Source organism: Bacteroides fragilis NCTC 9343, assembly GCF_000025985.1.
GTDB lineage: Bacteria > Bacteroidota > Bacteroidia > Bacteroidales > Bacteroidaceae > Bacteroides > Bacteroides fragilis.
In genome coordinates this window covers 1255145-1279681 of the sequence record NC_003228.3, presented here as the reverse complement: position 1 = coordinate 1279681, position 24537 = coordinate 1255145, and the positions used below count along the sequence as shown (strand labels likewise).

Below are 24537 nucleotides of genomic sequence, written 5' to 3'. Positions count from 1 at the left end.
AAAACAATAATGAACAACAAAAACAAATTCAGATTCGCCATTCTATTATTTGGCGTACTTTCAGCGTTTATCATCACCGCTTGCTCAGACAACAACAGTCCCGACGACCCTTCACAAGGAGAAAACACGTTGCCGGTAAAACAAGTAAGCCTGAGTCGGAAAACAGCATACGGAAACGACTGGATCTATTATTCACTTGAAAAAGGAAAAGAAGTAAGCGTCAGTGAAGAATCCCATGCCGAAAATACAGACTGGGACATCGCATTCAATCGTTACAATGTGCGTACCAACAGTGGTGCATCCGGCAAAGGAAAAGGTGGAGCATTACTCACTAACATTAAAGATTTGGCAGCCTGTACGACAGTTCCGCAGGGAACATTTACTGTCGACGCAGCCTATACCATCACTGCTCCCGGCACAGGTTTCCCTCCTCCTACCATGGAGTCCACCGCTAATGAGGTTCTCTGTAAAGCAATCACTTTTGCCGGCCCTCCTCCCACTTACACCCCAAGCGATTACGTATTTATCGTTCGCACAGCCAGTGGGAAATATGCCAAGTTGAAAGCCAAGAGTTTTTATGATGACGAAGGCAAAAGCGGTATTTATTCATTTGAATATGCCATTCAGCCGGATGGCAGTACAAATTTAAACTAAGCAAAAATCTCTAATGAAAAATTTCTGGAAGAAATACCATAAATGGGTAGGTTTATTCTTTAGCTTTTTTATCCTGATGTTCTGCTTTTCCGGTATTGTACTCAATCATCGTACACTCTTTTCAAAAGCTGAAGTCAGCAGAAACTGGATGCCGGAAAGCTATCACTACAAAAATTGGAATAATGGAATCATAAAGGGAACACTACGCCTACCCGATGGGAAAATTCTGGCATATGGTAATGCAGGAGTCTGGAAAACAGACTCCTGCTTTGCTACATTTGCCGATTTCAACCGAGGTCTGGCCGAAGGAATCGACAATCGTAAAATAAGTAATATCGTCCGTGTAGCCAATAACGATATCTGGTGTGCCGGATTATATTCTATCTATCTCCTGAACCATGACAGTTGGAAAGAATATCCGATAGCCGGCAATGACGAACGAATCTCAGATATCACTCAACGTGGGGATACCTTAGTCATATTGACACGCTCTTATCTTTATACGAGTGTTTCTCCTTATGACGAATTCCGGAAAACAGAATTGAAAACACCGGAAAACTATTCCCCAAAGACCTCTTTGTTCCGGACCATCTGGCTGCTGCATAGCGGAGAGTTATTCGGTACCCCCGGCAAACTGGCAGTCGATTTTCTGGGAGTAGTATTAATCGTTCTCAGTGCTACAGGAATCATATACACCCTTCTTCCCCCATTCATTCGCCGGAGACACAGAAAAAGGCTTCCTGTCAAGACACAGGCAAAGGCTCTGAAAACTTCACTGAACTGGCACAATAAATTGGGTACATGGTTGATCGGACTAACCCTATTGCTATCTGTCACAGGCATGTGTCTGCGCCCTCCATTAATGATACCTTTTGTTCTGGTCAATACCCGGCCTGTCCCCGGGAGTACACTCGATTCGGATAATCCCTGGCACGACAAGCTTCGCAGTATTCGTTGGGACGCATCCCGGAATGTCTGGCTGTTATCTTCGTCAATGGGATTCTACCGGATAAACGATTTACAACTTCCACCGGTTAAGTTAAAACAAACTCCACCGGTAAGCCCTATGGGAGTAAATGTATTTCATCCCCAAAGTCCGGACGAATGGCTGATCGGATCTTTCAGTGGCCTCTTCGTCTGGAATCCTTCCACCGGCACCGTCCTCGATTATTATACGGGACAACCTCCTGCAGCCGTTCACGGACGACCACTCGGCGGCAGTCTCGTCAACGGATTCACTGACGATTTAGTTACCCGTGAAGTAATCTTCGAATACGACAACGGAGCACGCAATAAAGAGAACAATTTAGTATTACCGGCAATGCCGGACCTTATAAAACAGCAACCCATGTCGTTATGGAATTTCTGTTTGGAACTTCATGTCGGTCGTTGTTATTCTCCGTTCTTAGGTGTTTTTTCAGATCTATTCGTTTTTATTTCCGGCCTTCTGCTAACGTTAATCCTCATTTCGGGATATATCGTATATAAAAGACACCATAAACGAAGCAAAAAAATAAGGATGCATTAATGCATCCTTATTTTTTTGCTTATAGAACCCCCAAAAGCTAGTTATAGTTTTTAGAAGGAATTAATAACGGTCATAACTAAAATTATTATAGATACAATAATTATCTTTTAGATAAAAGATGCAAGTGAAAATATTTGTGCATAAAAACAATATATATTCCACTCAGCAAGAGGATACAGCCCAATAAATACCAATAACCATAATTCCGGCAATATAAATATCCGATGATAATTATAATTTGCGCAATCATATACACCAACGATACTACTACGTGCGGTATTCTCAGTTCATTAGCCATTATCTGATATAAATGTTTCCGGTGAGGCAAACCAATATTTTCGTGAAGCATCAATCGATGAACGATCGTCAACACACTATCTACTCCATATACAGCAAGCAATATAAGCCAGCCAAAATTCTCTGTTTTGATAATTAAACTTCCGATCAGGAACAGGATTACAAAAGCTATACTGACCGAACCGACATCACCGGCAAAACATCTCGCTTGTTTGCGGAAATTAAAAAAATTAAAGACCAATACTGCGCAAAGCATAGTATAAATAAGGTCCGGTTCAACAAATGGGACATATATCCTATTTATGTAGGCCAATGCTATCAGAATGATCAATGAATATCCGCCTGTTATGCCATTAATGCCATCCATAAAGTTGTAAGCATTGATAATCCCAGTACAAATGATCAGGGCAACAAGGATCGTCCACCAAGGCAAGCTAAACAGCCCCCATTGATAAAACATCAAAGCCATTGCCGTAAAATGAAAGACCAGACGAAGTCCTTGCGAAGTAGAACGGATGTCATCTATAAAACTGATAAAGGTTATCAGACTCAAAGCCAGCATAAACCATGGATATTCAAAGTGGTTTGTCAGAAAATAAGCCAACGCCCCAAAATAAAAGATGATCCCTCCACCACGCAGTGTAATCCGGGTATGTGAACTACGTTCGTTAGGCTTATCGATAATGTTACACTTATCCGCAATACGGAAATAAAAAAGTTCTGCCAGGAATAGCAGAACTAAGATTATTAGATAGTACATAAGTTATTTAGTTTCTTCAAATGAACGAATGGTCTTCATCAATCCTTCTTTAGCCGTTACAGGTAATTTATCAATGCCCAAAGCGGCCTTGATCTTAGCGTTGCTTACCACATAATTTTCCGTCAGTTTACGAAGTCTTTCCGTATTCAAAGGTAAATGCATCAAAGTACCCAGGCCGGCACATCCTTCCATAACCCTTTTGTTCATTTTCCAGATATGCGGCTTTTTTCCCATTGCTTCACACATGATGCCAATCAGTTCATTCGTTGAAAGAGCTTCATCATCTCCCATATGGTAGATGCCCGTAGGCACATCCTGATTCAAAAGCCCCTCAATCACATAACAAAGGTTATCGATTGAAGTAAACGAACGGCGATTATCAAAATCGCCAAGAGGCCAAGGGATTCCTTTTTTCACTACATTATATAATAAATTCAGATTCCCTTTATTTCCCGGTCCGTGAATCATGCAGGGACGAAGAATATACACCTGTTTATTCTTGGGTATCCTCCCCTTCTCTTTTTCCAACCGCAAAGACCGATCCTCACTAATAGAAGAAGTTGGAAACATAAAATGATTTTTTATATATTCTTCCGCCTTAATCTTACTCTCCCCATAAGGACCAACCGGAGTAGGAATCACGTCTTCAGTAAGCACGTCTCCTACTACACTATCGGCAGCAGCTTTCACCGAACTAAAGAAAATGAATTTCTTGGCAGAAGACTCCAAAAAGAAGTCGAATATCTTTTGAGTCAGACCGGTATTGATGTCAAAATAGGACTGAGCGGCTGATTGTTTTTTCGTATCATGGGCCTTTCCGGCAAGATGAATAATGGCATCGAATTGGGGAAGAGTTTGAAAAGGAAAAGATGTGGGTTCGAAGTCTTGCCAAGAAAAAGTAGTTACGACTCCCTCTTTAGCAGGAGAAACAATATCAAGCCCATACAAAGTATGTTTATCTTTCAAAGCCCTAATAAAATTAGAGCCTACAAAACCATGAATTCCAGAAATAAGTATATTCATTTTTTTATAAAAATCAGTTCAAATACTTTTACTAAATATTTTAATAGAAGCAAAGGATAACAAGTCCATATTCCATTCTCCTTACAGGCTCTGACTATCTCTTTATTCAATAGGATATTACTTTTAATAGAAGCCGTACTCGCACCTCCTGTCCTCATTTTCATAAAATCCAAAGGTAAATATTTACTCTTTAACCGGTGTACATATAAAAAACGAACAAGCAACTCATAATCAGCAGCTATTTTATAATTTGTTTTATAATAGCCAAACTGATCAAAATATTTTCGATAAGTAAAAAAAGTTGGATGAGCAGGCATAAATCCAAATCGAAACAAGGATGGGACAAACCTTTTAGAGGAATAATAGCGAACTGTCCTATCCAAATTATCAGGATTTACAAAACGTACATCTCCATAAATAGCCTCTGTCTCACCAGCTTCAAACGACTCAGCAACTTTTTCTAAAACGTCTCCTCTATGATAAAAATCATCCGAATTAATAATCCCGACAATATCCCCGGTAGACATTCGAATTCCTTTATTCATAGCATCATAGAGTCCCTTGTCTTTCTCACTTATCCATTTCAAACGACCTTGAAACAGAGGCTCATATTCTTTAATAAGTGTAACGGTTTCATCATTAGACAAACCATCCACTATTATATATTCTATATTAGTATAAGACTGTGAAAGGACAGAATGAATCGTATCACAAAGCGTCTTAGCACTATTAAAAGTGACAGTAACAAGGGATATTTTCATAACTATGAAAGAAAAACTATCTTTCTTTATTTAGTAATTGATCATAAAGAGACAAGTAGTAACTCAACTGCTTTGACTTATCAAAAAATTGCAATGCTCTCTGACGACATTTTATTATATAAGACTCTTTACCTCTTTCTCTTATTTCTAAAATCTTTTCTAATAACGTATGAATATCCCCACGTTTTAAAACCATTCCCGTATCAGAATCTACAATATCAGCACTGCCTCCGGTATCATAAGTTATAACAGGAGTACCACAAGCAAGCGCTTCAATATTGACTGTAGGTAATGTATCTTGATATGTCGGGTTTATAAAAATATCTGCAGCAGAATATATTTCAACCAATTGACTAGTATTTTCCGTTCTCTCTATACCAATCATATTACCAGGTAATTTTTTTATCTGTTTCGTGGTTACCCCCACCACTACAATTACACTCTTATCTGGTAATAAAGAGTTGAGGTATATAAGATCATCAAACCCCTTCGTAATCCCCCAAACCGTAGCGACTGCTAAAATCATATATCGTGTCCCTACCCCTAAATTACTTTTTATCACATCACGATTACCTTTGGGAGTAAACATTTCCAAATCAATCCCGTTAACAATAGTCTGCCGTTTTATTTGAGAAAGATATGACTTACTCAACATATCACTTAGCCAATTGCAAACAGGTACAATCATCATACGTTCAACCGAAGTAAACAATCTCTTCTTTTCTATAAAGTTCATACGAGAGTTATCACAACCTAAAGCTTTGGGATAATCTCGTATATTGGGACATGCAAAACAACCTGTCTTCCACTTCTCACACCCGATATTCTGAAAATGGACACAATGTCCCGTGAAACTCCAACAATCATGCAAAGTCCAAACAACAGGTATTTTAGCTGTAGATAGATAGTCAAATAAAACCTCACAGTTTAAATAATAGCCATGAAGATTATGCAAATGGATTATGTCCGGTTTTATTTTCTCTATTTTTGAGATTAAGTGCAAGGTAGCTCTCCGTGAACCAAAACCATGCCTGTCAAAAAACATGGATTTCAAGCCATGGACAAAGAGATCAAATCTAGTTCCAACCCGAATCAACATAGATTGGCTGGGACAGGCCCAACGACCGTAAGCAATATAACTTTTCCAGCCAGAAGCAATAACCAAACGCCCTAACTCCTCTGCAATATGGCCGGTGGAACCAGAGTTAGCAACAACATTTATTTGAAAGAGAGTTTTCACTATCGTAGTGATCAAATAGAAGAGAACAAGATCGAAAAGACTAATTAAAGTCCCCTATTTTTTATGGCAACTCAAAAAATAAGAAACATGTTTCACGGGCCAAAAAGGCTCAAAATGCCGTCTGTTAATTACGCGACCGCCAAAAGAAAAGTAATGTTTATAGTCCGATTGAGAAAACACATATTTGTAATACTTACATGCAATATCAATCGAAGATTGATTAGCGTGTTCCAAGCGTCCATATGGAAAGGCAAAGTATTCACAAGAAGTAGAGAGTTCCTGTTCTATTACCGATTTACAACAACCTATTTGCTTGTCTAATTCCACCCAATTACTATCATTAATCATATAATGATCCATTGTATGTGCACCAATAATATGTCCCCTCTCATGCAAATCCCTTATCTCTTTCCACCGCATTGGAGTTTTACCGGGAGTGAGAACTATGTTATTTGTAAAATTTTGAATATACACATCATCCCCATTCGCAAAATTGGGATTGATAAAAAAAGCCGCATTCACCCCAAACTGTTCCAAAACAGGTGCTATCATTGAATGACATTCCATAAAACCATCGTCAAATGTAAAGGCAACCAAAGGTTCATCGACACTTTCATGATTGAGAATTAGAGAAGTGGCCTCCTCCACCCTTATGAAACGTACATGTCGGGAAAGTTCTTTTAATTGATAAGAAAAATAATATTTTGCTTGATCATTAGCCACTCCACGACATATCATATGTCCATTCAATATATGAATACCATTTTGAGGACGGGAAAATATCCCTAAAATATCCAAAACACTATTCCTTATTAAACTCCGAAAGTCATTCATCCTTAGCTTGTTTAAGAAAAACTTGTTTGAGAATATTCATCTGGTAATACAAGTTCCATTTGGTATCAATTGTCTGATAGGCAAACTGCCGAATAGCCTCTCGACTATGCAAATTCTGACTTAACCATTTCTGAATAGTATCAGCCAGGCTATTTACATCATTTTCCTGAAAAAAATCACCGGTTTTCCCCTGAATTATAGACTCAAATTCAGGACCCTGAAAAGGAAAATTATTATGGGTTATAACAGGACAACCATAAGTCAGAGAATGGATAGCAGTCAAGCCAACATTCCCTGGAGACACACAGACATCCGCATTATAGAACATCTCTCCTATGCGCATCTCGTCATAACAAGGTCCATATAACCAGACATGAGAGCCAAGATTATATTTAGCTATTTCACAATCAAGATGAACCCCATCCACATCTTTACCGACAACAACAAGATTTACCGGAAACCCTTTCTGTTTCAAGATATCCATAGCTTGGATTATATATTCCAACTTCTTCGATTTTTGCACACGCCCGATATAGAATAATACAGGATAGGAGTTGGAAAAATGAGTAGAATAAATAGAAGAAGGCGATAAATTGAGTCTAATTTTCAACTGATTATCATAATCCAAAGAGTTTGCAATACAAACCATCTTTGATTTATCAAAGCCTTCTTTTGACATCAGGGAAATAGCATATTCGCCATAAACCATCAACTCAGAAAACAAAGAATAAAACAACTTTTTTATAACCTTCTTTACAATACTTTCTCTGCCATACCAACCATGAGTCCAAGCTACTGTTCTCTTATTTAAAAGTTTTGCCCAGAAAAGGATAACCCATGAAGACAAACAATAAGGTTCTCCATCCAATACATAATAAGTATAGGGTTTAAAGACTAACCGGACAGATTTAGATTGCCAATAAAACTGAGAAAATAAATATTTGTTATGCAATTCTGAGCGAAAATGGTTCAATTGGGTATAATCCATTTTCTTTATTGGTGTCAATAAACGATCGCCAAAATAAAAATCGCAGGGAAGCTCCGAAGACATTTTTGAATATATAGGATTGCGATAGTGAGTCCCTATATTAAAAATACAACAAATAGAAGAATTATAATCTGCCATCTATTATATCTTTACTCAATACAGCTTTAACATCATAAACAACACCCATATCAGAACGGAGAAAGCCGCGAATATTCATATGCCGGAACTCTTTATGTCCAACACACAACACCACCGCATCAAATTGTCCAACCAAATTATCAAGACCAGCAGTCAGGATCGATATACCATATTCATGTGCCACTTTAGCCGAATTAGCCCAAGCATCATAAACGGTAATGTCAGAAGTATACTCATGTAAGGTAGAATAAATGTCTATCACCTTGGTATTTCGAATATCAGGGCAATCTTCTTTAAAAGTAAAACCCAGAAGCAGAATCTTTGAATCTTTGACAAGAATACCTTTTTTATTCATTAATCTAATCACCTGATTAGCGACATAGTCTCCCATACCATCATTCAAGCGCCTTGCTGCAGACATGATTCGTGGGAGTACCCCATAAACCTGGGCCTTCTGAATAAGATAATAAGGATCAACACTAATACAGTGACCACCGACCAAGCCAGGTTTCAACTTGATAAAATTCCATTTGGAAGATGCAGCCTCAATAACATCATTGGTATCAATGCCCATTGCATTGAAGATCTTTGAGAGTTCATTCATGAAGGCAATATTCACATCGCGCTGGGAGTTCTCTATTATTTTGGAAGCTTCAGCCACTTTGATAGAAGGGGCTTTATGAGTACCGTTAACCAACACTGAATTATAAACAGAATCAACAATGTCAGCAATCTCAGGAGTCGAACCGGAAGTTACTTTCTTAATCTTTTCAACAGTATGCTCTTTATCACCCGGGTTTATACGTTCTGGTGAATAACCTGCATAAAAATCTACATTGTATGTTAACCCAGACACCTCTTCGACTACCGGAAGACATTCTTCCTCTGTTACTCCCGGATATACAGTAGATTCATACACAACAATATCCCCTTTTGAAATAACTTTTCCGACTGTTGTACTCGCACCAATCAAAGGTGTAAGATCGGGGCGATTATTCAAATCCACAGGGGTTGGTACAGCTACAACATAAAAGTTACAATTACTTATTTCGTCAATATTACTGGTACATTTGAAACCATTTTCTAACGCTTTCCGAAGTAAGTCATCAGAAACCTCTAAAGTCATATCATGACCGGAATTTAAAGCATCAACACGAGACTGGTTCAGATCAAAACCAATACATTCATATTTTGTCGAAAACAATCGAGCCAAAGGTAGCCCAACATAACCAAGACCTATTACGGCAATCTTTAATTCTTCCATTTCAATTTCTATATATTATTTTTTATCAACTTAATTATTTCTTTATAATACTTAACCTTTAACTTATCCCCTCTAGCCCATGAATAAAATTCAAGGAATCTATACATGTTTAACATCTTATTACGAGATCTATGCAGGTCTAATCCTAATTTATCACATGTATATATAAATGAATGATAACCAAGCAAGAAATTTTTAGAAGAAAATTCCCGATTCTCCTTAGGATGTAAATATCCAATTGTACTATCATATACAATATGATAATTTCCTAAACGTAAAATTTTATAATGTAACATTCGCTCCTCACCATAAAGAAACATTTGTTCATCAAACATTCCTACTTTAGTAAAAACAGATTTTCTAACAGCAAAACAAGCACCAGATATACAAAAATATTTTTCATTAAACTTATTTATCTTAGTGTATACCGCATATAAAAATAAGCTACACAAATCCTCTCTCAACATTAAAAATGATTGGCTTCTTTTCAACAATGATTCATATTGTTGCATACCAGCTATTGCAATATTCCTCCTTTCAAATAAAGACAAAATTCTTTTAAAAATAGGCTTAACCAATCTAACATCAGGATTCATTATTAGAATTATTGGTGCTTTTGCAACCTCTACCCCTAAATTATTGCCTTGCCCATAACCACCATTAACTTTATTATTTATAAGAACAACTTTATTGCCATACTTTTCTTCAATAGAGCCAAACATAGACAAATAATTTTTACTACAATTATCAACTAGCACTACTTCCAAATCATCAGAAATATCATTATACTTAAAAATTGAATCCAGACAATCCATTATTAAATTTTCCGAATTAAAAGTAACTATAACAACTGATACAGCTTTCCTCTTAATATGATTATTCATAAACCAATAATAATTCTATAGACAAACAATAATTGTATTAATACAATAGAAAACATTATACTAAAGCGTATTTTAAAACTATTTATAGTAGACAAACGCATTGAAATAAGGATAAAAGAATATATAACAAAAAAGTCCATTATTCTAGAGAACGCTTCAATAGCACTAAAAAGTGCCCCCAAAAATAAACCAACAATATAAACGTTCAAATATTTATAATAATATAGCGGCATCCTTTTACATATTATAAAAAACAAGCCTATAAGCAAACAAAATAAAAAACGAAATGAAATTTTAATAGAAGCATCAATATTACTGTATGCTTGCAATTTAGCAAAATCAGTATCCTCTATCAATGAAAATATCATGGGCATATTCCTATCTAACATATCTACAATCCAAAAGCTTACCTTTCCAAATAAAATTATACAGATCAACAAGAAAAGTAACAAATACGATCTCATTGTCATTTTCTTTGATATATAAAAAATAATAAGAGCAATAATTCCTAAAAGGGCAGTAATATGGAAAGAACAAGATATAATTGCTAATAAAAATATCGCTGACCATTTTTTTAAAGAGATATAAGGGGAACACAATAAAGTTGATAGATAAATTAGAATAGACATAGCAATTCCTGCCCTTAAAACGATACCTGTATAATACAATCCCCAATATGAAAAGTATAACAGAAGGAACTCTTGTAATTTAATTTGATTAATTAGAGTACCAGAAGATTTTTTTGAGGGGTAAGACTGATCTGTAAAACAGCTGAAAGATTTAAAAAGAAAATATGAATTTATAAGAACAATTATTCCAAAATAAAAGAAAGAAGAACCATTCGTTATCAGCTTTAATATCTTAGTCAATAATTGAAATCCTATTTCATAAGAGTATAAAGGAATATCTAAGATAGAAGAGGAAAGTGTTAGCTGATAAAATTCTAAATATTGGTCCGTATCAGGTACAGATATACTACGACCTCCTATTATAATAGCCAAAACTATTACAAAAAGCCAAAACAGATTCTTCTCAGAAAATTTAGAGGAATAAGATCCAATAATACCAAATACAAAAACAAAAAGTAGGACAAATAAATTCACTTAGTTTATGGTTCGAATAATTCTTGCAGGACACCCAACTGCAATTGAATTGGCAGGAATATTTTTTGTAACAACAGCATGTGCAGCCACTATCGAATTATCTCCAATTGTAACATTTGGCAAAATTGAAGCTCCTTCTCCAATCCATACATTATTACCTATAACAACAGGACCTTTAGAATATAGTAGTCTGTTTCTTACTGGAATTTGTAAATCATTGTACGTTGTATTACCATGAAAATGATCTGTTATGAAAACTCGACTTGCCACCACTACATCGTTACCAATAATAATTCTATTAGTAGCTCCAATATGACAACTATTATTAAAAACAACATTATCCCCAATTACTATACTTGGATGATAAGAACTATTATTATAAAAATCAATTGCTTCCAAACGAAGCCCGCTTAATGCCCTAAAATTAGTACCTAATTGAATATACTTTCCCCCTCGTATATAAAAAGGAGGGACAATAGATATTTTATCACCTACATGTCCAAACCATGTACGAACTATTCGAGAAAAAAGAAAAGGCTTTATTCTTTTAAAATAGTTATAACGATTCTCTGTACAAATTTTAGAAGTAAAACAAACGAAATAATTTAAAAACATTTTACAAACATATAAACAAGGCCTAAATAGATAATAAATCATTCCAATGATAATAACAACTAATTATTTAATTTCATTCTTTTTACTTGGTAATAATAGGAGAGAGATTCAGGAGAAAAATCATTATATACATCTATATCTAACTGACCGAGAATTATTTTTTCTAAAATACAAGCCAAATAGTCCGTATTATCTTGAGGAATCTCACATCCATATTTGCCAGACTCAACTAAGTCTTCAAAAGCTCCTACATTAGTAGAAACTATAAAGTTTCGAAATCGTTTTGCTTCATTCAATACTAAACCATAGCTTTCACACCGAGAAGTCAATACAAACACTTTAGATTTATTGTAATATTCCCATAAATGCCTTTTATCACTTATTGCTCCTGTAAAAATTACAGACTTTTTTTTCTCAGGATGATTAGAAAAGAAGTTTGAAACAAACTCTAAAAAAGTAATATTCTGAGGATCAATATCTCCAATCAAATAAATTACCCAATCTTTCAAGTCGATGTTTTCCACAGCCTTTAAAAATAATTCTGTGTTTTTTTGATTTGTTCCTAAACGCCCAACCGTAATCATTACATTCTCTTTATCAGAGTATTCTTTCACATTAATATCCAAGTGTTTTATCATATCTTCATCAAAGCCATTAGGCATATAGAATAGCTTTGAACTGATATCAATTCCTATTGTTTGCTGGGTAATATTTTCGAGTCCCATTTTTGTTTCATATGATACAAAATCCACCAATTCAAACATCCTCCTATACAATAATTTCCTGAATAGACTTTTTAAATTATTTTTATATTCAAAATTCATAACCCCATTACTATCTAGTTTTATATATGCTATTCCATTTCTATTTAGCATTTTATAAATAATAATCATAATAGCAGTTGTAATTGTAACATGAAAGCGCATAAATAAATCTATTTTTCTAGCGTTACAAAACAAATATCTCATTAGTTTAAAACCAAACACAAAAGAAAAAGGACGAAGTTTTTTAATATATGATACAGGAACAAGTTCAACATCTCTTATTGTTTTTGCTTCATACAAATAATTCGAAGGAAAAACAATCTTAACATCATAATGATAAATTTTACCAATGTAACATGGAACTAAAAAAACATCTTTACCCTCAAAAACATCATTCCATGGATGATTCACAATAAGAGTCATTTTCTTTTTCACATATTCTTCTTTCTTTTCCATATTAATCGCAGAATATTTAATAAATAGTCCTCAACTACTTTATATAGAGCAAAACAATATCTTCCTAAAGTATAATTATTAGGAAGTCGAACCCAACTGACAGGCAATAAATCACTAACACCCAACTTCACAGAAATGCCAAACCACATTTGAGGTGCAATAACAATTTTATTACTATTTTCATTAAGCCATGCTCCCCACCAACTAAAAGAGCTATTACTTATAATATTGTGAGTGCACAAGGATTGGATATATAAATCTAGTAAAGGAGTAGTGTTCTCTATGAAGTAATATCTTTTTCCTATAAAGTTTTTTTTACACCAATCGATATCATCACTACAAATAATGAATATTTTATCCTCACCAATATATTGAATAGCATTCTTATAGTATGACTTTCCACAAAATGGTAATGCATGTGGCAGCTTCAAGTAATCACCTCTTCTAACATGAATACTCACAGTTTCTCCCTTTTCTAAAATATTTCCACAAATATTCCATATTTTCTTCCTTAGCTCATCAGTTATTCTATAAAGATCTAATACGACACTTCTTTTAAAGTACTTTTCTGATTGGAAATATCCATCAATAATGAGATCCTTTCCTTCTTCATAAGGAATTCTGCTAAATTCATGGAATGGTTCTTTGTAATATGGTATGCCATCAGGAACCCCCTTCATAACTTTTATATTTTTAAAAAAAGAATCCTTATACAAAAGGACCTGTCTCTCTTGGTCCTTATTTACTGTACAAAATATAAAATTCTGAGTCAACGAAGCGGCAGTTGCTATCTGAAAAAGATTATTACCTAATCGTCCACGTAAAATTACATATAACATATATCAATTAAAGACTATATTTATAACTCGCTTAATAAATCTATTAGTACCATCAGAAAAAAAGAAGAAAATAGGGAAACTAATTATAGTATAAACAAAAATATTCAACATTGAAATTAGTATCCAACTGCTATAATCAGTACACATACCAATCCCAATATAATCAATAACTCTGATAGAAAAATAAAATGTTATCAAAGCAAAAGCAACGCATTTCATGTAAACAAAATAAAAATTCAAGCAATTTTTATTAAACCCATATTTAAATAAAAAAAATGGTTTCCATAATAAAGCAATTATTACCAAACTAACTATTACTCCCCCTAGAATCCCAGAAAGTCCCCAGTAATAACCAAATAAAATTGAAAGTCCTAAATTCAAGAAGGCTTCCAATATAGCAGCCCATACATCTTGATAGAGTCCATAAGCTGCAATAAATAGATCAACTAAACGAGTCAAAGAAATAAAGGCAATTAAAAGCATCAACAATAAATAAAAATCATCTAACACGAAACGATCACCTACCCAAAGTACAATAAACGGTCTAGACATTTGATAAACACCAAAACACAAAATTGAAACAATCCAAATTCTTGAAGAAAGCAACTCATTAAAAACTTGTATAATCTTTGCTTGATTTCCTTCTGCAACTAAATTACCAATACCAGCACCAATACTACTGAAAACTGAATTTATCAATAAAGAAATTCCAGATATTATGAGCATATAATTTCCATATACTGCTACCATTGTCAAATTAGTATATGAATAAATAATAATAGGACTTGTTTGATTCAAAACAACATTTGCTATTTTATGAAAAAAAAGTTGTTTCGTTTTTTTTATTATATAGGGATACTTATCTTTAACATCTTTTCCTATCTTAGGTGAAGTTTGAAGCCAAGGATATTCTTTTCTTACAATAGAATTCAATACGAATACCGTAATAACACCCATTAACAATTCAAGTAGCAGCCACCAAACATATCCATTACAAAAATATACTATTACAACAATCTGTAAAATAGTTTTTACCACCTTAAATCCCTGCACATTAGTGATCAACTTATATTCTTTTTGATCAGCAGTAAGTACAAACTGCTTGTAATTAAAAAAATAACTAAAAATAGAACTAGATAATAAAACTAAAAATGTCGCATATACATACCATATAGGAATTTCTATCTTAGCAAAAAATAAAGGAAAAAACAATAATATGACTCCAGACATTATAATCACAATTATCGCAATTCTTTTATACAGCCACCCCTGAATAGAAATAATTTCGTTAACAGCTTGTTTATCTCCCTCATACAAAGGCTTATATAAAGCATAACTTATTGCATAGCCAATGCCAAGTTCTGCTAAATTTAAATAGACAAGTATATTAGTTAATGTTGTATTTAAACCAAGTACCTCTGCTCCCAAATGTTCTATAAATGCCTTACGAGAAAGAAAACTCAAGATAAGATTTATAAAATAGAACAATAAAGCTACTTGTGCATTTTTTAATCCTTTAGCAGTTCTAGAATTATTCATTCTTATTAAATCTTATACTTTTTATTACACGACATGGATTACCTGCCGCAAATACATTTGCGGGAATATCATGTGTAACAACACTCCCTGCTCCTATTATTGTATTATCTCCTATTTTAACACCAGCCAGTATTATTACATTTGATGTTATCCAAACATTATTGCCTATAACAATTGAGGAAGCTATTATTTTATTAAAATCATTAACATCATGTGTTGACGTAATTAACATATTCCTAAAAGAGAAAGATACGTTGTTACCAATAACGACGTCTGCATAAGCCAAAATAAAAGTATCAGATAATCCTACATAATTTCCACACTTCAATTTCGGAGCATGACAAAAAAATCCCGAATTAAATTGAACTGTATTTGATAAATTAAACTGTTTCCTCAACAAAGGTTTCGAAAAAAGTCTCAAATACGGTATTTTATTCAAAAAAAATAAAATTCTAGTAATACGAGAATTCCATGGAATTATATCTTTTCGTACATCATAAACTAACTTTTTCATAGATATACTCCAAAAATATTATTTAAACAATATAATGTATTTCAATAACGGATGTACCCTATCCTTCTTAGAAAGAATTATACTTTTACAAGGAACTCTCCATTCGATTCCTAAATCCGGATCATTCCAAGCAATAGCTCCTTCTGCTTCCGGATGATAAAAGTTATCACACTTATACTGAAAAATTACTTCTTCGCTCAGCACACTAAAACCATGCGCAAAGCCACGTGGAATAAAGAACTGACGGTGGTTATCTTCTGTAAGCTCTACAGATACATGTTTTCCAAATGTAGGTGAACCCTTACGAATATCAACAGCTACATCAAGAACAGCTCCCTTAATCACCCGCACTAACTTGCTCTGGGCAAAAGGGGGTTTCTGAAAATGTAAACCACGAATAACGCCATAGCTTGACTTAGATTCATTATCCTGTACAAAAGTAGTTTTACAGACTTTTTCTTCGAATTCTCTCTGATTGAAAGATTCAAAGAAATACCCACGATCATCTTTGAAGAGTTGTGGCTCAAGGATCACAAGTCCTTCAATAGCTGTTTTTATTATATTCATTGGAAGAAAGTAGTTTTATTTTACATACAATTCATCTATAACCTTCAACAGATATTGTCCATATTGATTCTTAAGCATTGGCTGTGCCAATGCTTTCATCTTTTCCGGAGAAATCCAGCCTTTTCTTAAAGCAATCCCCTCTAAACACGCAACTTTTAAGCCTTGACGCTTCTCAATAACTTCAATAAAAGTACTTGCTTCGGATAAAGAATCATGTGTACCTGTATCAAGCCAAGCAAATCCCCGACCTAATAATTGAACCCTCAACTCCTTATCTGATAAAAAGTTCTGATTGACAGTCGTTATTTCTAACTCACCACGAGAAGAGGGTCTAATACTCTTAGCGACTTCAACCACCTTATTAGGATAAAAATATAATCCTACAACGGCATAATTAGATTTTGGCTTCTGAGGTTTTTCCTCTATGCTGAAAACATTCCCGTTCTCATCAAACTCCGCTACACCGTAGCGTTCGGGATCACTTACCCAATAGCCAAAAACGGTTGCTTTACTTTCTGATTCTGCAATACGAACAGCCTCATTTAACATTCGCGTAAATCCTTGGCCATAAAAAATATTATCACCTAAAACCAAACAGACAGAATCATCCCCTATAAATTTTTCTCCTATGATAAAAGCTTGTGCCAAACCATCAGGTGAAGGTTGCTCTGCATACTCAAACCTCACCCCAAAATCAGATCCGTCACCCAATAAACGTTGAAATCCCGGCAAGTCATCTGGAGTAGAAATAATGAGAATTTCCCGTATACCTGCCAACATTAGTACAGAAATAGGATAATAAATCATAGGTTTATCAAAGATAGGAAGCAACTGCTTACTCACTCCTTTAGTTATAGGATATAACCGTGTCCCCGACCCACCTGCTAAAACAATACCTTTCATTGTCAGATAACTCTCTCTATGTTTTTCTTAGCTTCTCTTATCAGTTCCTCATCTCCCGTCTGCTCAAAGCACTCCAGCAGCAACTGACATTTCAATACAGAGGCTGGTAGTTTTTCTAAAACAGTCATTGAACGATCCAATAATTCTTGAATAACCTGTTCATTCTCAGAGGAGAAATTAAACAGCATGGTATCGTAACCTTTGAACAAAGTAACAAGTATTTCAGCCTCTTCTTCGGGAGATTCTCCTTTCTGAAGAAGAAGATCGGCACACAAGTTACGGAGTTCTTGATTTAACGCAGTAAGTTCATTCACATAGACAGGAGTACCGTCCTCGCCATACTCCAAGAGTTTCTTCACTACGGAGGACACAGAATTACACAGAGAATTTTTCATTTTAAAAAGGAATGAATTATGATTCGTCGATTCTTTTCGGTTTTTATTTGTATAGAAGAGTAATAATATCCAATAGAATTATATCTAACGACGTAACGGGGCATTACATATATTGTTATCACCCGTTACATATATTGTTATCGCCATTACATATAATGGTATTTTCTTTACATATATACTTTTTATTTCTCTTTCCGGACGTAGCTAGCCGGAATTGTAACCATAGCGCTACCGAACATATCGATACGTACTAAAATATGATATTTATTATTGTAGCGGACTAATTCTCCCCGCAAGCCTTGTAAATCGCCCTTGGCAACTACTACACGAGTACCTTTGGGAATGGACTCTCCTGTCAGGATCACCTGATCCTGGGAGTAATCGAGCATATAGCGAAAATCAGCCATTTGCGCATCAGGAATACAGGTAGGAGCCCCGGTGGAACGATCACGAAGGAAATCGTATACATTCAGTGTACTTCGGACGGCGGCCATTTCTTGACGGGAGATATGAACGAAAACCATACGGGGCAACAAAAGGCGCTCACGCTCAATGCGTTTTCCTTCACGCTCTATGACACGGTTTTGTACAGGAAGAAAGGTATCTACCTCCTGCAATTGAAAATAATCCCGAACTTTACGTTCTGAGTTAGTTCGTGTCAGTACGACATACCAATGTTTATCGCTATCTGTTGTCTCCAAGACTACGTTCGTAAGAAAAAGTTTCAGTAATGACTAAGGATGAAAATTTGTTAAAAACAGGAATATTCAAAAAACATGCCTTATTTTCAGCAATTTACAAATTAAGTTTTATGATAATCGGGTACAGAAAAAGTATTCGCACCGGATTTGAATACTATCCGATACGTTGAATTATTTTATTTTAAACATATATCGGACATAAAGAAAAGTATATTTGTCCGCCTATATATTTACGGGTGCAAAGGTAAAACCTTCTTTTGAGTCTCCAAAATTTTTCACAGGTTATTTTCATCATAGGAAGTTATATAACTGAATATCAAAGATATAATTTATCTCTTTGCAAATAAGGAAAGCAGCAATATACATAATACTAATGTGGCTTATAAAAGAATGTGGAAATAAGTGGAGAGGCAGGCTATGGAGAGTCTTAACGGTAACTTGATAAACAGACAACTACGCACATCTTGAACGTAAGAAAAGAATTTTACGACAGAATGCATCCAGAATATAAGCAATTGATTATCAAACAATAATATCTTAATAAGAGAACTGTAGGAAGTTAACATTAACAGTACGTTAATATTAACTTCGTAATTGCAAGATATTAATTCTTTAGAGATACGAAGTTAATAAGCTATTGATAAGGAGGGAAAGCACTTTTACGGGCATTAACATTGTTAACGTATTCGTTGGTAAGAGCGTCCCGGCATTGGTTACAACCGCACAGTTTGCCGATGGCTTACCAGGCACAGTTCTTCTTTCTTCGTCCGGAATATGGCCGTATCGGTAAAACCACTTTTGGAAAGAATCGCCTTCAGTTCATCACAGGAATGAATCTCCATCCCTTCAACAAGTCCCGTCCAAGCCTTATTGGCAGGATCGCTTATCTCACAACAGATAAGAAAAGATCCACCGGGCTTTAACACACGCGCCACTTCCGTAAAAGCATGCTGCAGGTTACCCCAGAAGTAGACAGTCTCGAAAGCAGTGACCGCATCGAACGCATAATCAGGATAGGGAAGTCGGTGGACTCCTCCCTGCTCGATAAAGCAGCGTGTACCGAGATACTTTTTATTTTTTTTACGCGCAAAGGTGACACTCTCCGGTGAAATATCTATGCCATACGCTTTCCCTTGCGGGCAACGTTGCAATATCTGTAGCAAATTGGCACCACCACCGCAACCGATGTCGAGTACACTCCATTCCGGTTGCCATTGCAAGCATGACATTCCCCATTGCGCCAATGATGCATGTCCTGTATTCATCCCCCAAAGTATCATTCTTCCGAAAAAACCTTCAGGCTTCCGGAAATTCTGTAAGATCCTGCTTACAAAGCCTCTCTTATTCATTTGTCTGCTGATTTAATATTTCAGGCAAAAGTACAGTTTCTGCCCAAACAGGCAATACCCAGAAATAGGGAATTTATTTCCTAAAAGATATTTGCAGGTATGCATCTGCTTCCCGTTAAAATTATGACGAACAGATGCCCGGAGGTGCGATGCTCTTTTCGTTTTCGTTTCATAAATATTACATAAACATTACAACATAACAGATTCATTATCAATATCTATTAATAATAAACATTCATATATTCAGTAACAGGTCTGTAACACTACCCTCCTATTTTTGCACCGGAAAACAACAAGCAGATGTTATGAACAATGTACAGCAAGTAAAAACTTATTCGCAGAGAAAAATTTCTGATTTCCTTTTCATTCTTTGGGCAGGCGGAGCAGCGCTGCTCTCCTATTCATTGGTATATGCACTGAGAAAGCCTTACACAGCAGCCGGATTTGACGGACTTGAAGCGTTTGGAATGGACTACAAAGTGGTAGTTACCATCGCGCAAATATTAGGATATGTACTTTCTAAATTCATCGGAATTAAATTAATCTCCGAATTAAAACGAGAAAACCGGATGAAGTTTATTCTGATCTCCATAATTCTGGCTGAAGCTTCGTTAATATTGTTCGGACTGTTGCCCGCACCTTATAATACAGGAGCCATGTTTCTGAACGGACTTTCACTGGGATGTATGTGGGGAATCATTTTTAGCTTTATCGAGGGAAGACGAATGACGGACATTCTTGCCAGCTTACTCGGAGTCAGTATGGTCATCAGCTCGGGTACCGCCAAGTCGGCCGGTTTGTATGTCATGGACACTTTGAACGTCAGCGAATTCTGGATGCCTGCCCTGATAGGCGGAGTTGCCCTTCCTCTACTTGCCTTGTTGGGATATGCACTCAACCGGCTTCCACAGCCAACAGCCGAAGACATTGCCATGAAATCGAAACGGGAAACACTGAACGGCAAGCAACGATGGGAGCTATTTAAGAATTTCATGCCTTTCCTCACTCTGCTCTTTATAGCCAATGTGGTACTGACTATCTTGAGAGATATAAAGGAGGACTTCCTAGTAAAAATTATCGATGTCTCTCAATACTCTTCGTGGATGTTTGCACAGGTAGACAGCGTAGTAACCCTCATTATTCTGATAATTTTCGGATTAATGGTGTTCGTCAGAAGCAACTTGAAAGCACTGTCGATATTACTGGGATTGATCATTGCCAGCATGGTAGTGATGGCAGTCGTTTCGTTTGGTTACGAACAATTGCAGCTGAACGCCATCGTCTGGCTATTCATCCAGAGCCTGTGTCTCTATCTGGCTTTTCTCACTTTCCAGACTATCTTCTTCGACCGTTTTATCGCTTGCTTCAAAATTCGAGGTAACGTGGGTTTCTTCATTGCTATGAATGATTTTCTGGGCTATACGGGAACAGTCATAGTATTGGCTGTCAAAGAATTCTTTTCACCGGACATTAACTGGACAGCTTTCTACAATCTGATGGCAGGATATGTGGGAATAATCTGTTTCGTTGCTTTTGTATGCTCTTTCATCTACCTGCACCAACGCTACCGCAGGGAGAATTACGGAAAGACAGGGGTATTCAGAAAAAAAGAAGAAGAAAAAGAAGTTCCCGATTTCGTATATTAATTGCTATCTTTGTGGGTCAAAAAACTTAAAATGAAAGTTCACCATGAAGATTTTTCCAAGTAGCAGCATCAAGAAACTGGATGCTTACACCATAGAACATGAACCGATTGCATCGATCGACCTGATGGAGCGGGCCGCACAGGCACTGACCAAAGCCATCACCGAACGCTGGGACATCACAACTCCCGTCACGGTATTTGCCGGACCGGGCAACAATGGCGGAGATGCCCTTGCCGTGGCCCGAATGTTGGCGGAAAAGGAATACAAGGTCGAAGCCTATCTGTTTAACCCGAAAGGGGAACTGTCTGCCGACTGCCAGACCAACAAGGAGCTGGTAGAGATGATGGATAATGTGAAGTTCAGCGAAGTAAGCACACAGTTTGTACCTCCTACCCTGACAATGGATCATCTGGTAGTGGACGGACTTTTTGGTTCGGGACTTAATAAGCCGCTAAGTGGCGGTTTTGCGGCAGTAGTGAAATATATCAATGCATCGCCTGCCACCGTAGTCGCCATCGATATCCCCTCGGGACTGATGGGGGAAGAGAACACATTTAATGTAAAAGCCAATATCATCCGTGCCCAATTGACATTGAGCCTGCAATTGCCGAAACTGGCTTTCCTCTTTGCCGAAAATTCCGAATTCGTAGGCGAATGGAAACTGTTGGATATCAACCTCAGTCGTGAAGCGATTGAAGAAACGGAAAGCAATTATGCCTTATTGGAAGCGGAAGAAATACACGCTCTGATCAAACCCCGTAACACTTTCTCACACAAAGGAAACTTTGGGCATGCTCTGCTGATTGCCGGTTCGTACGGCATGGCAGGCGCGTCGATACTGGCAGCCCGCGCCTGTATGCGTTCGGGTGTAGGCTTACTGACAGTCCATGCACCTATACGCAACAATGATATCCTGCAGATTTCGGTTCCGGAGGCAATTATCGAATCGGATGCCAGCGATACCTACTTTGCCTGCCCTACAGATACGGATGACTATCAGGCTGTAGGAATCGGTCCGGGCATCGGACGCTCGGAAGAGACCGAAGCTGCACTGCTTGAACAACTCAGTGGTTGCCAGACACCTCTGGTACTGGATGCCGATGCACTAAACATATTGGCCAACCACCGCCACGCACTGACCACATTGCCCAAAGGCTCTATTCTGACTCCCCATCCCAAAGAACTGGAACGCATGGTGGGCAAATGCCAGAACTCATACGAACGACTGATGAAGGCCTGTGAACTGGCCCGAACCGCCAAAGTACATATCATATTAAAAGGAGCCTATTCGGCAATTATCACCCCCTCGGGCAAGTGCTATTTCAACTCTACGGGTAATCCGGGTATGGCAACAGCCGGAAGCGGAGATGTATTGACAGGTGTCGTGCTGGCTTTGCTCGCACAGGGATATCCGGCTGAAGAAGCTGCCAAAATCGGTACTTATGTACATGGCCTGGCAGGTGATTTCGCACGCAAAAAGCAAGGCGTTATCAGCATGACGGCAGGAGACATTATCAGCAATCTGCCATTGGCCTGGCGTCTGGTAAGCGAATAAAAGTTAACAACTTATGATTTTCCAAATAACTTCATTAACTTTGTTTTTTAAACCAGTTAAAATAAACCGGAAATGAAAAAGCTAATTATACTGACAGGGCTGTTACTCTCTACCTCGGCTTATGCCCAGACCGAAGTTACAGCGGGAGTTACCCGGGGAAAAGATTACGGTGTAACCTATGCACTTCCTAAAACAGCAATCAATATTGAAGTCAAAGTCAATAAAGTGACATATACTCCGGGAGAATTCAGCAAGTATGCCGACCGTTATCTCCGGTTGACCGATGTGTCGGGTGAGCCTCAGGAATATTGGGAACTGGTCAGCGTCAAAGCAAAATCTGTCGGTATCCCCGATAGCGAACATACCTATTTTGTCAAGCTGAAAGATAAAACAGTAGCTCCGCTAATAGAATTGACCGAAGATGGTATCGTAAAATCAATCAACGTACCGCTATCTCCTAAAAAATCGGCTCCGATGCAACCCGCCACGACACAGAAAAAGAAGATAAATCCACGTGATTTTCTGACCGAAGAGATTCTGATGGCAGGTTCTACGGCTAAAATGGCGGAGTTGGTTGCCAAAGAGATTTATAACATTCGTGAAAGTAAAAATGCCCTGGTACGCGGACAGGCAGACAACATGCCCAAAGATGGGGAGCAACTGAAGATTATGCTCGCCAACCTGGAAGAGCAAGAGGCTGCCATGACCGAAATGTTCTCGGGTACCTTGAATAAAGACGAAAAGATATTCAACATCCGCCTCACTCCGGATAAGGAAATGGACAACGAAGTAGCTTTCCGCTTTTCGAAGAAGCTGGGCATAGTTGCTAATAACGATCTTGCAGGAGAGCCGGTTTATATCACGCTGAAGAATCTGAAAACCGTCAACGTACCGGAAGACGATGGCAAAAAGAAGGTGGACGGCATTGCCTATAATGTGCCCGGCAAAGCACAAGTAACACTAACGGAGGGGAAAAAGCAATGGTTTAACGGAGAACTTCCTGTCACACAATTCGGTACCATCGAATATCTGGCTCCGGCGCTTTTCAATAAGAAATCGACTGTTCAGGTTACTTTCAACCCGGATACAGGAGGCTTGATCAAGGTAGATAGAGAAGAAGGAGAATAAAACATAATCAAAAACTCCGGCCGATCTTAAATGAAGTGCACCCCAAAAGTTCATGTTTAACTTTTAGGGTGCACTTCATTTTTAAATCAGCC

General features: G+C 36.9%; 24 protein-coding genes. 5 read left to right on the top strand and 19 right to left on the bottom strand.

From position 1 onward, the window contains the following. Positions 1 to 9 precede the first annotated feature (9 nt). On the top strand, positions 10 to 654 hold the full coding sequence (locus BF9343_RS04845) for an HmuY family protein (RefSeq protein ID WP_005785524.1): 645 nt from the start codon (positions 10 to 12) through the stop codon (positions 652 to 654). Between the two features lie 13 nt (positions 655 to 667). Next, entirely contained in the window at positions 668 to 2182 is a 1515-nt protein-coding gene (locus BF9343_RS04840; RefSeq protein WP_005795828.1) for a PepSY-associated TM helix domain-containing protein, read from the top strand. A gap of 100 nt (positions 2183 to 2282) precedes the next feature. Here BF9343_RS04840 and BF9343_RS04835 read toward each other — a convergent pair whose 3' ends face one another. The 19 genes from BF9343_RS04835 to BF9343_RS04745 all read right to left on the bottom strand — a co-directional run bounded on the left by BF9343_RS04835 (position 2283) and on the right by BF9343_RS04745 (position 20116). Then, on the bottom strand, positions 2283 to 3239 hold the full coding sequence (locus tag BF9343_RS04835) for an MraY family glycosyltransferase (protein WP_005801155.1): 957 nt from the start codon (positions 3237 to 3239) through the stop codon (positions 2283 to 2285). A 3-nt stretch (positions 3240 to 3242) separates the two neighbouring features. Continuing rightward, positions 3243 to 4262 (bottom strand): NAD-dependent epimerase/dehydratase family protein, encoded by a 1020-nt coding sequence (locus tag BF9343_RS04830; RefSeq protein ID WP_010992270.1) that lies wholly within the window; start codon positions 4260 to 4262, stop codon positions 3243 to 3245. Then, on the bottom strand, positions 4259 to 5023 hold the full coding sequence (locus tag BF9343_RS04825; protein WP_005785513.1) for a glycosyltransferase family 2 protein: 765 nt from the start codon (positions 5021 to 5023) through the stop codon (positions 4259 to 4261). The genes BF9343_RS04830 and BF9343_RS04825 overlap by 4 nt, the downstream gene beginning before the upstream one ends. Before the next feature lie 16 nt (positions 5024 to 5039). Next, positions 5040 to 6263 (bottom strand): glycosyltransferase family 4 protein, encoded by a 1224-nt coding sequence (locus tag BF9343_RS04820; protein ID WP_008658915.1) that lies wholly within the window; start codon positions 6261 to 6263, stop codon positions 5040 to 5042. Between the two features lie 54 nt (positions 6264 to 6317). Then, positions 6318 to 7097, bottom strand: a complete 780-nt coding sequence (locus BF9343_RS04815; RefSeq protein WP_005812997.1) for a polysaccharide deacetylase family protein — start codon at positions 7095 to 7097, stop codon at positions 6318 to 6320. Next, a complete protein-coding gene (locus BF9343_RS04810; RefSeq protein WP_005812999.1) occupies positions 7090 to 8223 on the bottom strand; it encodes a glycosyltransferase in 1134 nt (377 codons plus the stop codon). The genes BF9343_RS04815 and BF9343_RS04810 overlap by 8 nt, the downstream gene beginning before the upstream one ends. Then, positions 8210 to 9487, bottom strand: coding sequence for a nucleotide sugar dehydrogenase (locus BF9343_RS04805; RefSeq protein WP_005813001.1), 1278 nt, complete (start codon positions 9485 to 9487; stop codon positions 8210 to 8212). Before BF9343_RS04805 ends, BF9343_RS04810 begins: the two co-directional genes overlap by 14 nt. Positions 9488 to 9495: 8 nt before the next feature. After that, the gene (locus BF9343_RS04800; RefSeq protein ID WP_008658912.1) at positions 9496 to 10371 is read right to left on the bottom strand and encodes a glycosyltransferase; all 876 of its coding nucleotides are present in this window, start codon (positions 10369 to 10371) and stop codon (positions 9496 to 9498) included. Further along, positions 10368 to 11474, bottom strand: a complete 1107-nt coding sequence (locus tag BF9343_RS04795; protein WP_005813005.1) for an EpsG family protein — start codon at positions 11472 to 11474, stop codon at positions 10368 to 10370. Before BF9343_RS04795 ends, BF9343_RS04800 begins: the two co-directional genes overlap by 4 nt. After that, positions 11475 to 12089, bottom strand: a complete 615-nt coding sequence (locus BF9343_RS04790) for an acyltransferase (protein WP_224223179.1) — start codon at positions 12087 to 12089, stop codon at positions 11475 to 11477. Between the two features lie 59 nt (positions 12090 to 12148). Then, a complete protein-coding gene (locus tag BF9343_RS04785; RefSeq protein WP_005813008.1) occupies positions 12149 to 13309 on the bottom strand; it encodes a glycosyltransferase in 1161 nt (386 codons plus the stop codon). Continuing rightward, positions 13285 to 13989, bottom strand: coding sequence for an alpha-1,2-fucosyltransferase (locus BF9343_RS04780; protein WP_224223180.1), 705 nt, complete (start codon positions 13987 to 13989; stop codon positions 13285 to 13287). Before BF9343_RS04780 ends, BF9343_RS04785 begins: the two co-directional genes overlap by 25 nt. Positions 13990 to 14151: 162 nt before the next feature. Continuing rightward, positions 14152 to 15687 carry a lipopolysaccharide biosynthesis protein gene (locus BF9343_RS04775; RefSeq protein WP_005813013.1) on the bottom strand — a complete coding sequence of 512 codons (1536 nt, stop codon included), beginning with the start codon at positions 15685 to 15687 and terminating at the stop codon, positions 14152 to 14154. Further along, on the bottom strand, positions 15680 to 16201 hold the full coding sequence (locus BF9343_RS04770) for an acyltransferase (protein WP_005813015.1): 522 nt from the start codon (positions 16199 to 16201) through the stop codon (positions 15680 to 15682). The genes BF9343_RS04775 and BF9343_RS04770 overlap by 8 nt, the downstream gene beginning before the upstream one ends. Positions 16202 to 16219: 18 nt before the next feature. Beyond that, positions 16220 to 16768: a dTDP-4-dehydrorhamnose 3,5-epimerase gene (gene rfbC / locus BF9343_RS04765; RefSeq protein WP_008658903.1), complete on the bottom strand. Its 549-nt coding sequence runs from the start codon at positions 16766 to 16768 to the stop codon at positions 16220 to 16222. Between the two features lie 15 nt (positions 16769 to 16783). Beyond that, on the bottom strand, positions 16784 to 17671 hold the full coding sequence (gene rfbA, locus BF9343_RS04760; protein WP_008658902.1) for a glucose-1-phosphate thymidylyltransferase RfbA: 888 nt from the start codon (positions 17669 to 17671) through the stop codon (positions 16784 to 16786). A 2-nt stretch (positions 17672 to 17673) separates the two neighbouring features. Next, positions 17674 to 18066: a UpxZ family transcription anti-terminator antagonist gene (locus BF9343_RS04755; protein WP_005785489.1), complete on the bottom strand. Its 393-nt coding sequence runs from the start codon at positions 18064 to 18066 to the stop codon at positions 17674 to 17676. A gap of 182 nt (positions 18067 to 18248) precedes the next feature. Further along, positions 18249 to 18767, bottom strand: coding sequence for a capsular polysaccharide transcription antiterminator UpcY (gene upcY, locus BF9343_RS04750; RefSeq protein WP_008658901.1), 519 nt, complete (start codon positions 18765 to 18767; stop codon positions 18249 to 18251). 713 nt (positions 18768 to 19480) lie between these two features. Further along, positions 19481 to 20116, bottom strand: a complete 636-nt coding sequence (locus BF9343_RS04745) for a class I SAM-dependent methyltransferase (protein WP_009291702.1) — start codon at positions 20114 to 20116, stop codon at positions 19481 to 19483. Between the two features lie 305 nt (positions 20117 to 20421). Between BF9343_RS04745 and BF9343_RS04740 the strand changes: the two genes are divergently transcribed. From BF9343_RS04740 to BF9343_RS04730, 3 genes are all read left to right on the top strand, one after another. Further along, positions 20422 to 21762, top strand: a complete 1341-nt coding sequence (locus tag BF9343_RS04740; protein WP_010992267.1) for a DUF5690 family protein — start codon at positions 20422 to 20424, stop codon at positions 21760 to 21762. Between the two features lie 43 nt (positions 21763 to 21805). Beyond that, positions 21806 to 23317: a bifunctional ADP-dependent NAD(P)H-hydrate dehydratase/NAD(P)H-hydrate epimerase gene (locus BF9343_RS04735; protein WP_010992266.1), complete on the top strand. Its 1512-nt coding sequence runs from the start codon at positions 21806 to 21808 to the stop codon at positions 23315 to 23317. Between the two features lie 72 nt (positions 23318 to 23389). After that, positions 23390 to 24445 carry a DUF4831 family protein gene (locus BF9343_RS04730; protein WP_005801184.1) on the top strand — a complete coding sequence of 352 codons (1056 nt, stop codon included), beginning with the start codon at positions 23390 to 23392 and terminating at the stop codon, positions 24443 to 24445. The last annotated feature ends 92 nt before the right edge of the window (positions 24446 to 24537 follow it).

Bases quoted from the DNA above. Each gene is read 5' to 3' on its own strand.
- rfbA (WP_008658902.1), bottom strand. From the start codon at position 17,671: ATGAAAGGTATTGTTTTAGCAGGTGGGTCGGGGACACGGTTATATCCT.
- BF9343_RS04815 (WP_005812997.1), bottom strand. From the start codon at position 7,097: ATGAATGACTTTCGGAGTTTAATAAGGAATAGTGTTTTGGATATTTTA.
- BF9343_RS04805 (WP_005813001.1), bottom strand. From the start codon at position 9,487: ATGGAAGAATTAAAGATTGCCGTAATAGGTCTTGGTTATGTTGGGCTA.
- BF9343_RS04840 (WP_005795828.1), top strand. From the start codon at position 668: ATGAAAAATTTCTGGAAGAAATACCATAAATGGGTAGGTTTATTCTTT.
- BF9343_RS04755 (WP_005785489.1), bottom strand. From the start codon at position 18,066: ATGAAAAATTCTCTGTGTAATTCTGTGTCCTCCGTAGTGAAGAAACTC.
- BF9343_RS04800 (WP_008658912.1), bottom strand. From the start codon at position 10,371: ATGAATAATCATATTAAGAGGAAAGCTGTATCAGTTGTTATAGTTACT.
- BF9343_RS04845 (WP_005785524.1), top strand. From the start codon at position 10: ATGAACAACAAAAACAAATTCAGATTCGCCATTCTATTATTTGGCGTA.
- BF9343_RS04730 (WP_005801184.1), top strand. From the start codon at position 23,390: ATGAAAAAGCTAATTATACTGACAGGGCTGTTACTCTCTACCTCGGCT.
- BF9343_RS04770 (WP_005813015.1), bottom strand. From the start codon at position 16,201: ATGAAAAAGTTAGTTTATGATGTACGAAAAGATATAATTCCATGGAAT.
- rfbC (WP_008658903.1), bottom strand. From the start codon at position 16,768: ATGAATATAATAAAAACAGCTATTGAAGGACTTGTGATCCTTGAGCCA.
- BF9343_RS04775 (WP_005813013.1), bottom strand. From the start codon at position 15,687: ATGAATAATTCTAGAACTGCTAAAGGATTAAAAAATGCACAAGTAGCT.
- BF9343_RS04810 (WP_005812999.1), bottom strand. From the start codon at position 8,223: ATGGCAGATTATAATTCTTCTATTTGTTGTATTTTTAATATAGGGACT.
- BF9343_RS04830 (WP_010992270.1), bottom strand. From the start codon at position 4,262: ATGAATATACTTATTTCTGGAATTCATGGTTTTGTAGGCTCTAATTTT.
- BF9343_RS04735 (WP_010992266.1), top strand. From the start codon at position 21,806: ATGAAGATTTTTCCAAGTAGCAGCATCAAGAAACTGGATGCTTACACC.
- BF9343_RS04785 (WP_005813008.1), bottom strand. From the start codon at position 13,309: ATGGAAAAGAAAGAAGAATATGTGAAAAAGAAAATGACTCTTATTGTG.
- BF9343_RS04780 (WP_224223180.1), bottom strand. From the start codon at position 13,989: ATGAAGGGGGTTCCTGATGGCATACCATATTACAAAGAACCATTCCAT.
- BF9343_RS04790 (WP_224223179.1), bottom strand. From the start codon at position 12,089: ATGTTTTTAAATTATTTCGTTTGTTTTACTTCTAAAATTTGTACAGAG.
- BF9343_RS04825 (WP_005785513.1), bottom strand. From the start codon at position 5,023: ATGAAAATATCCCTTGTTACTGTCACTTTTAATAGTGCTAAGACGCTT.
- BF9343_RS04740 (WP_010992267.1), top strand. From the start codon at position 20,422: ATGAACAATGTACAGCAAGTAAAAACTTATTCGCAGAGAAAAATTTCT.
- BF9343_RS04835 (WP_005801155.1), bottom strand. From the start codon at position 3,239: ATGTACTATCTAATAATCTTAGTTCTGCTATTCCTGGCAGAACTTTTT.
- BF9343_RS04745 (WP_009291702.1), bottom strand. From the start codon at position 20,116: ATGAATAAGAGAGGCTTTGTAAGCAGGATCTTACAGAATTTCCGGAAG.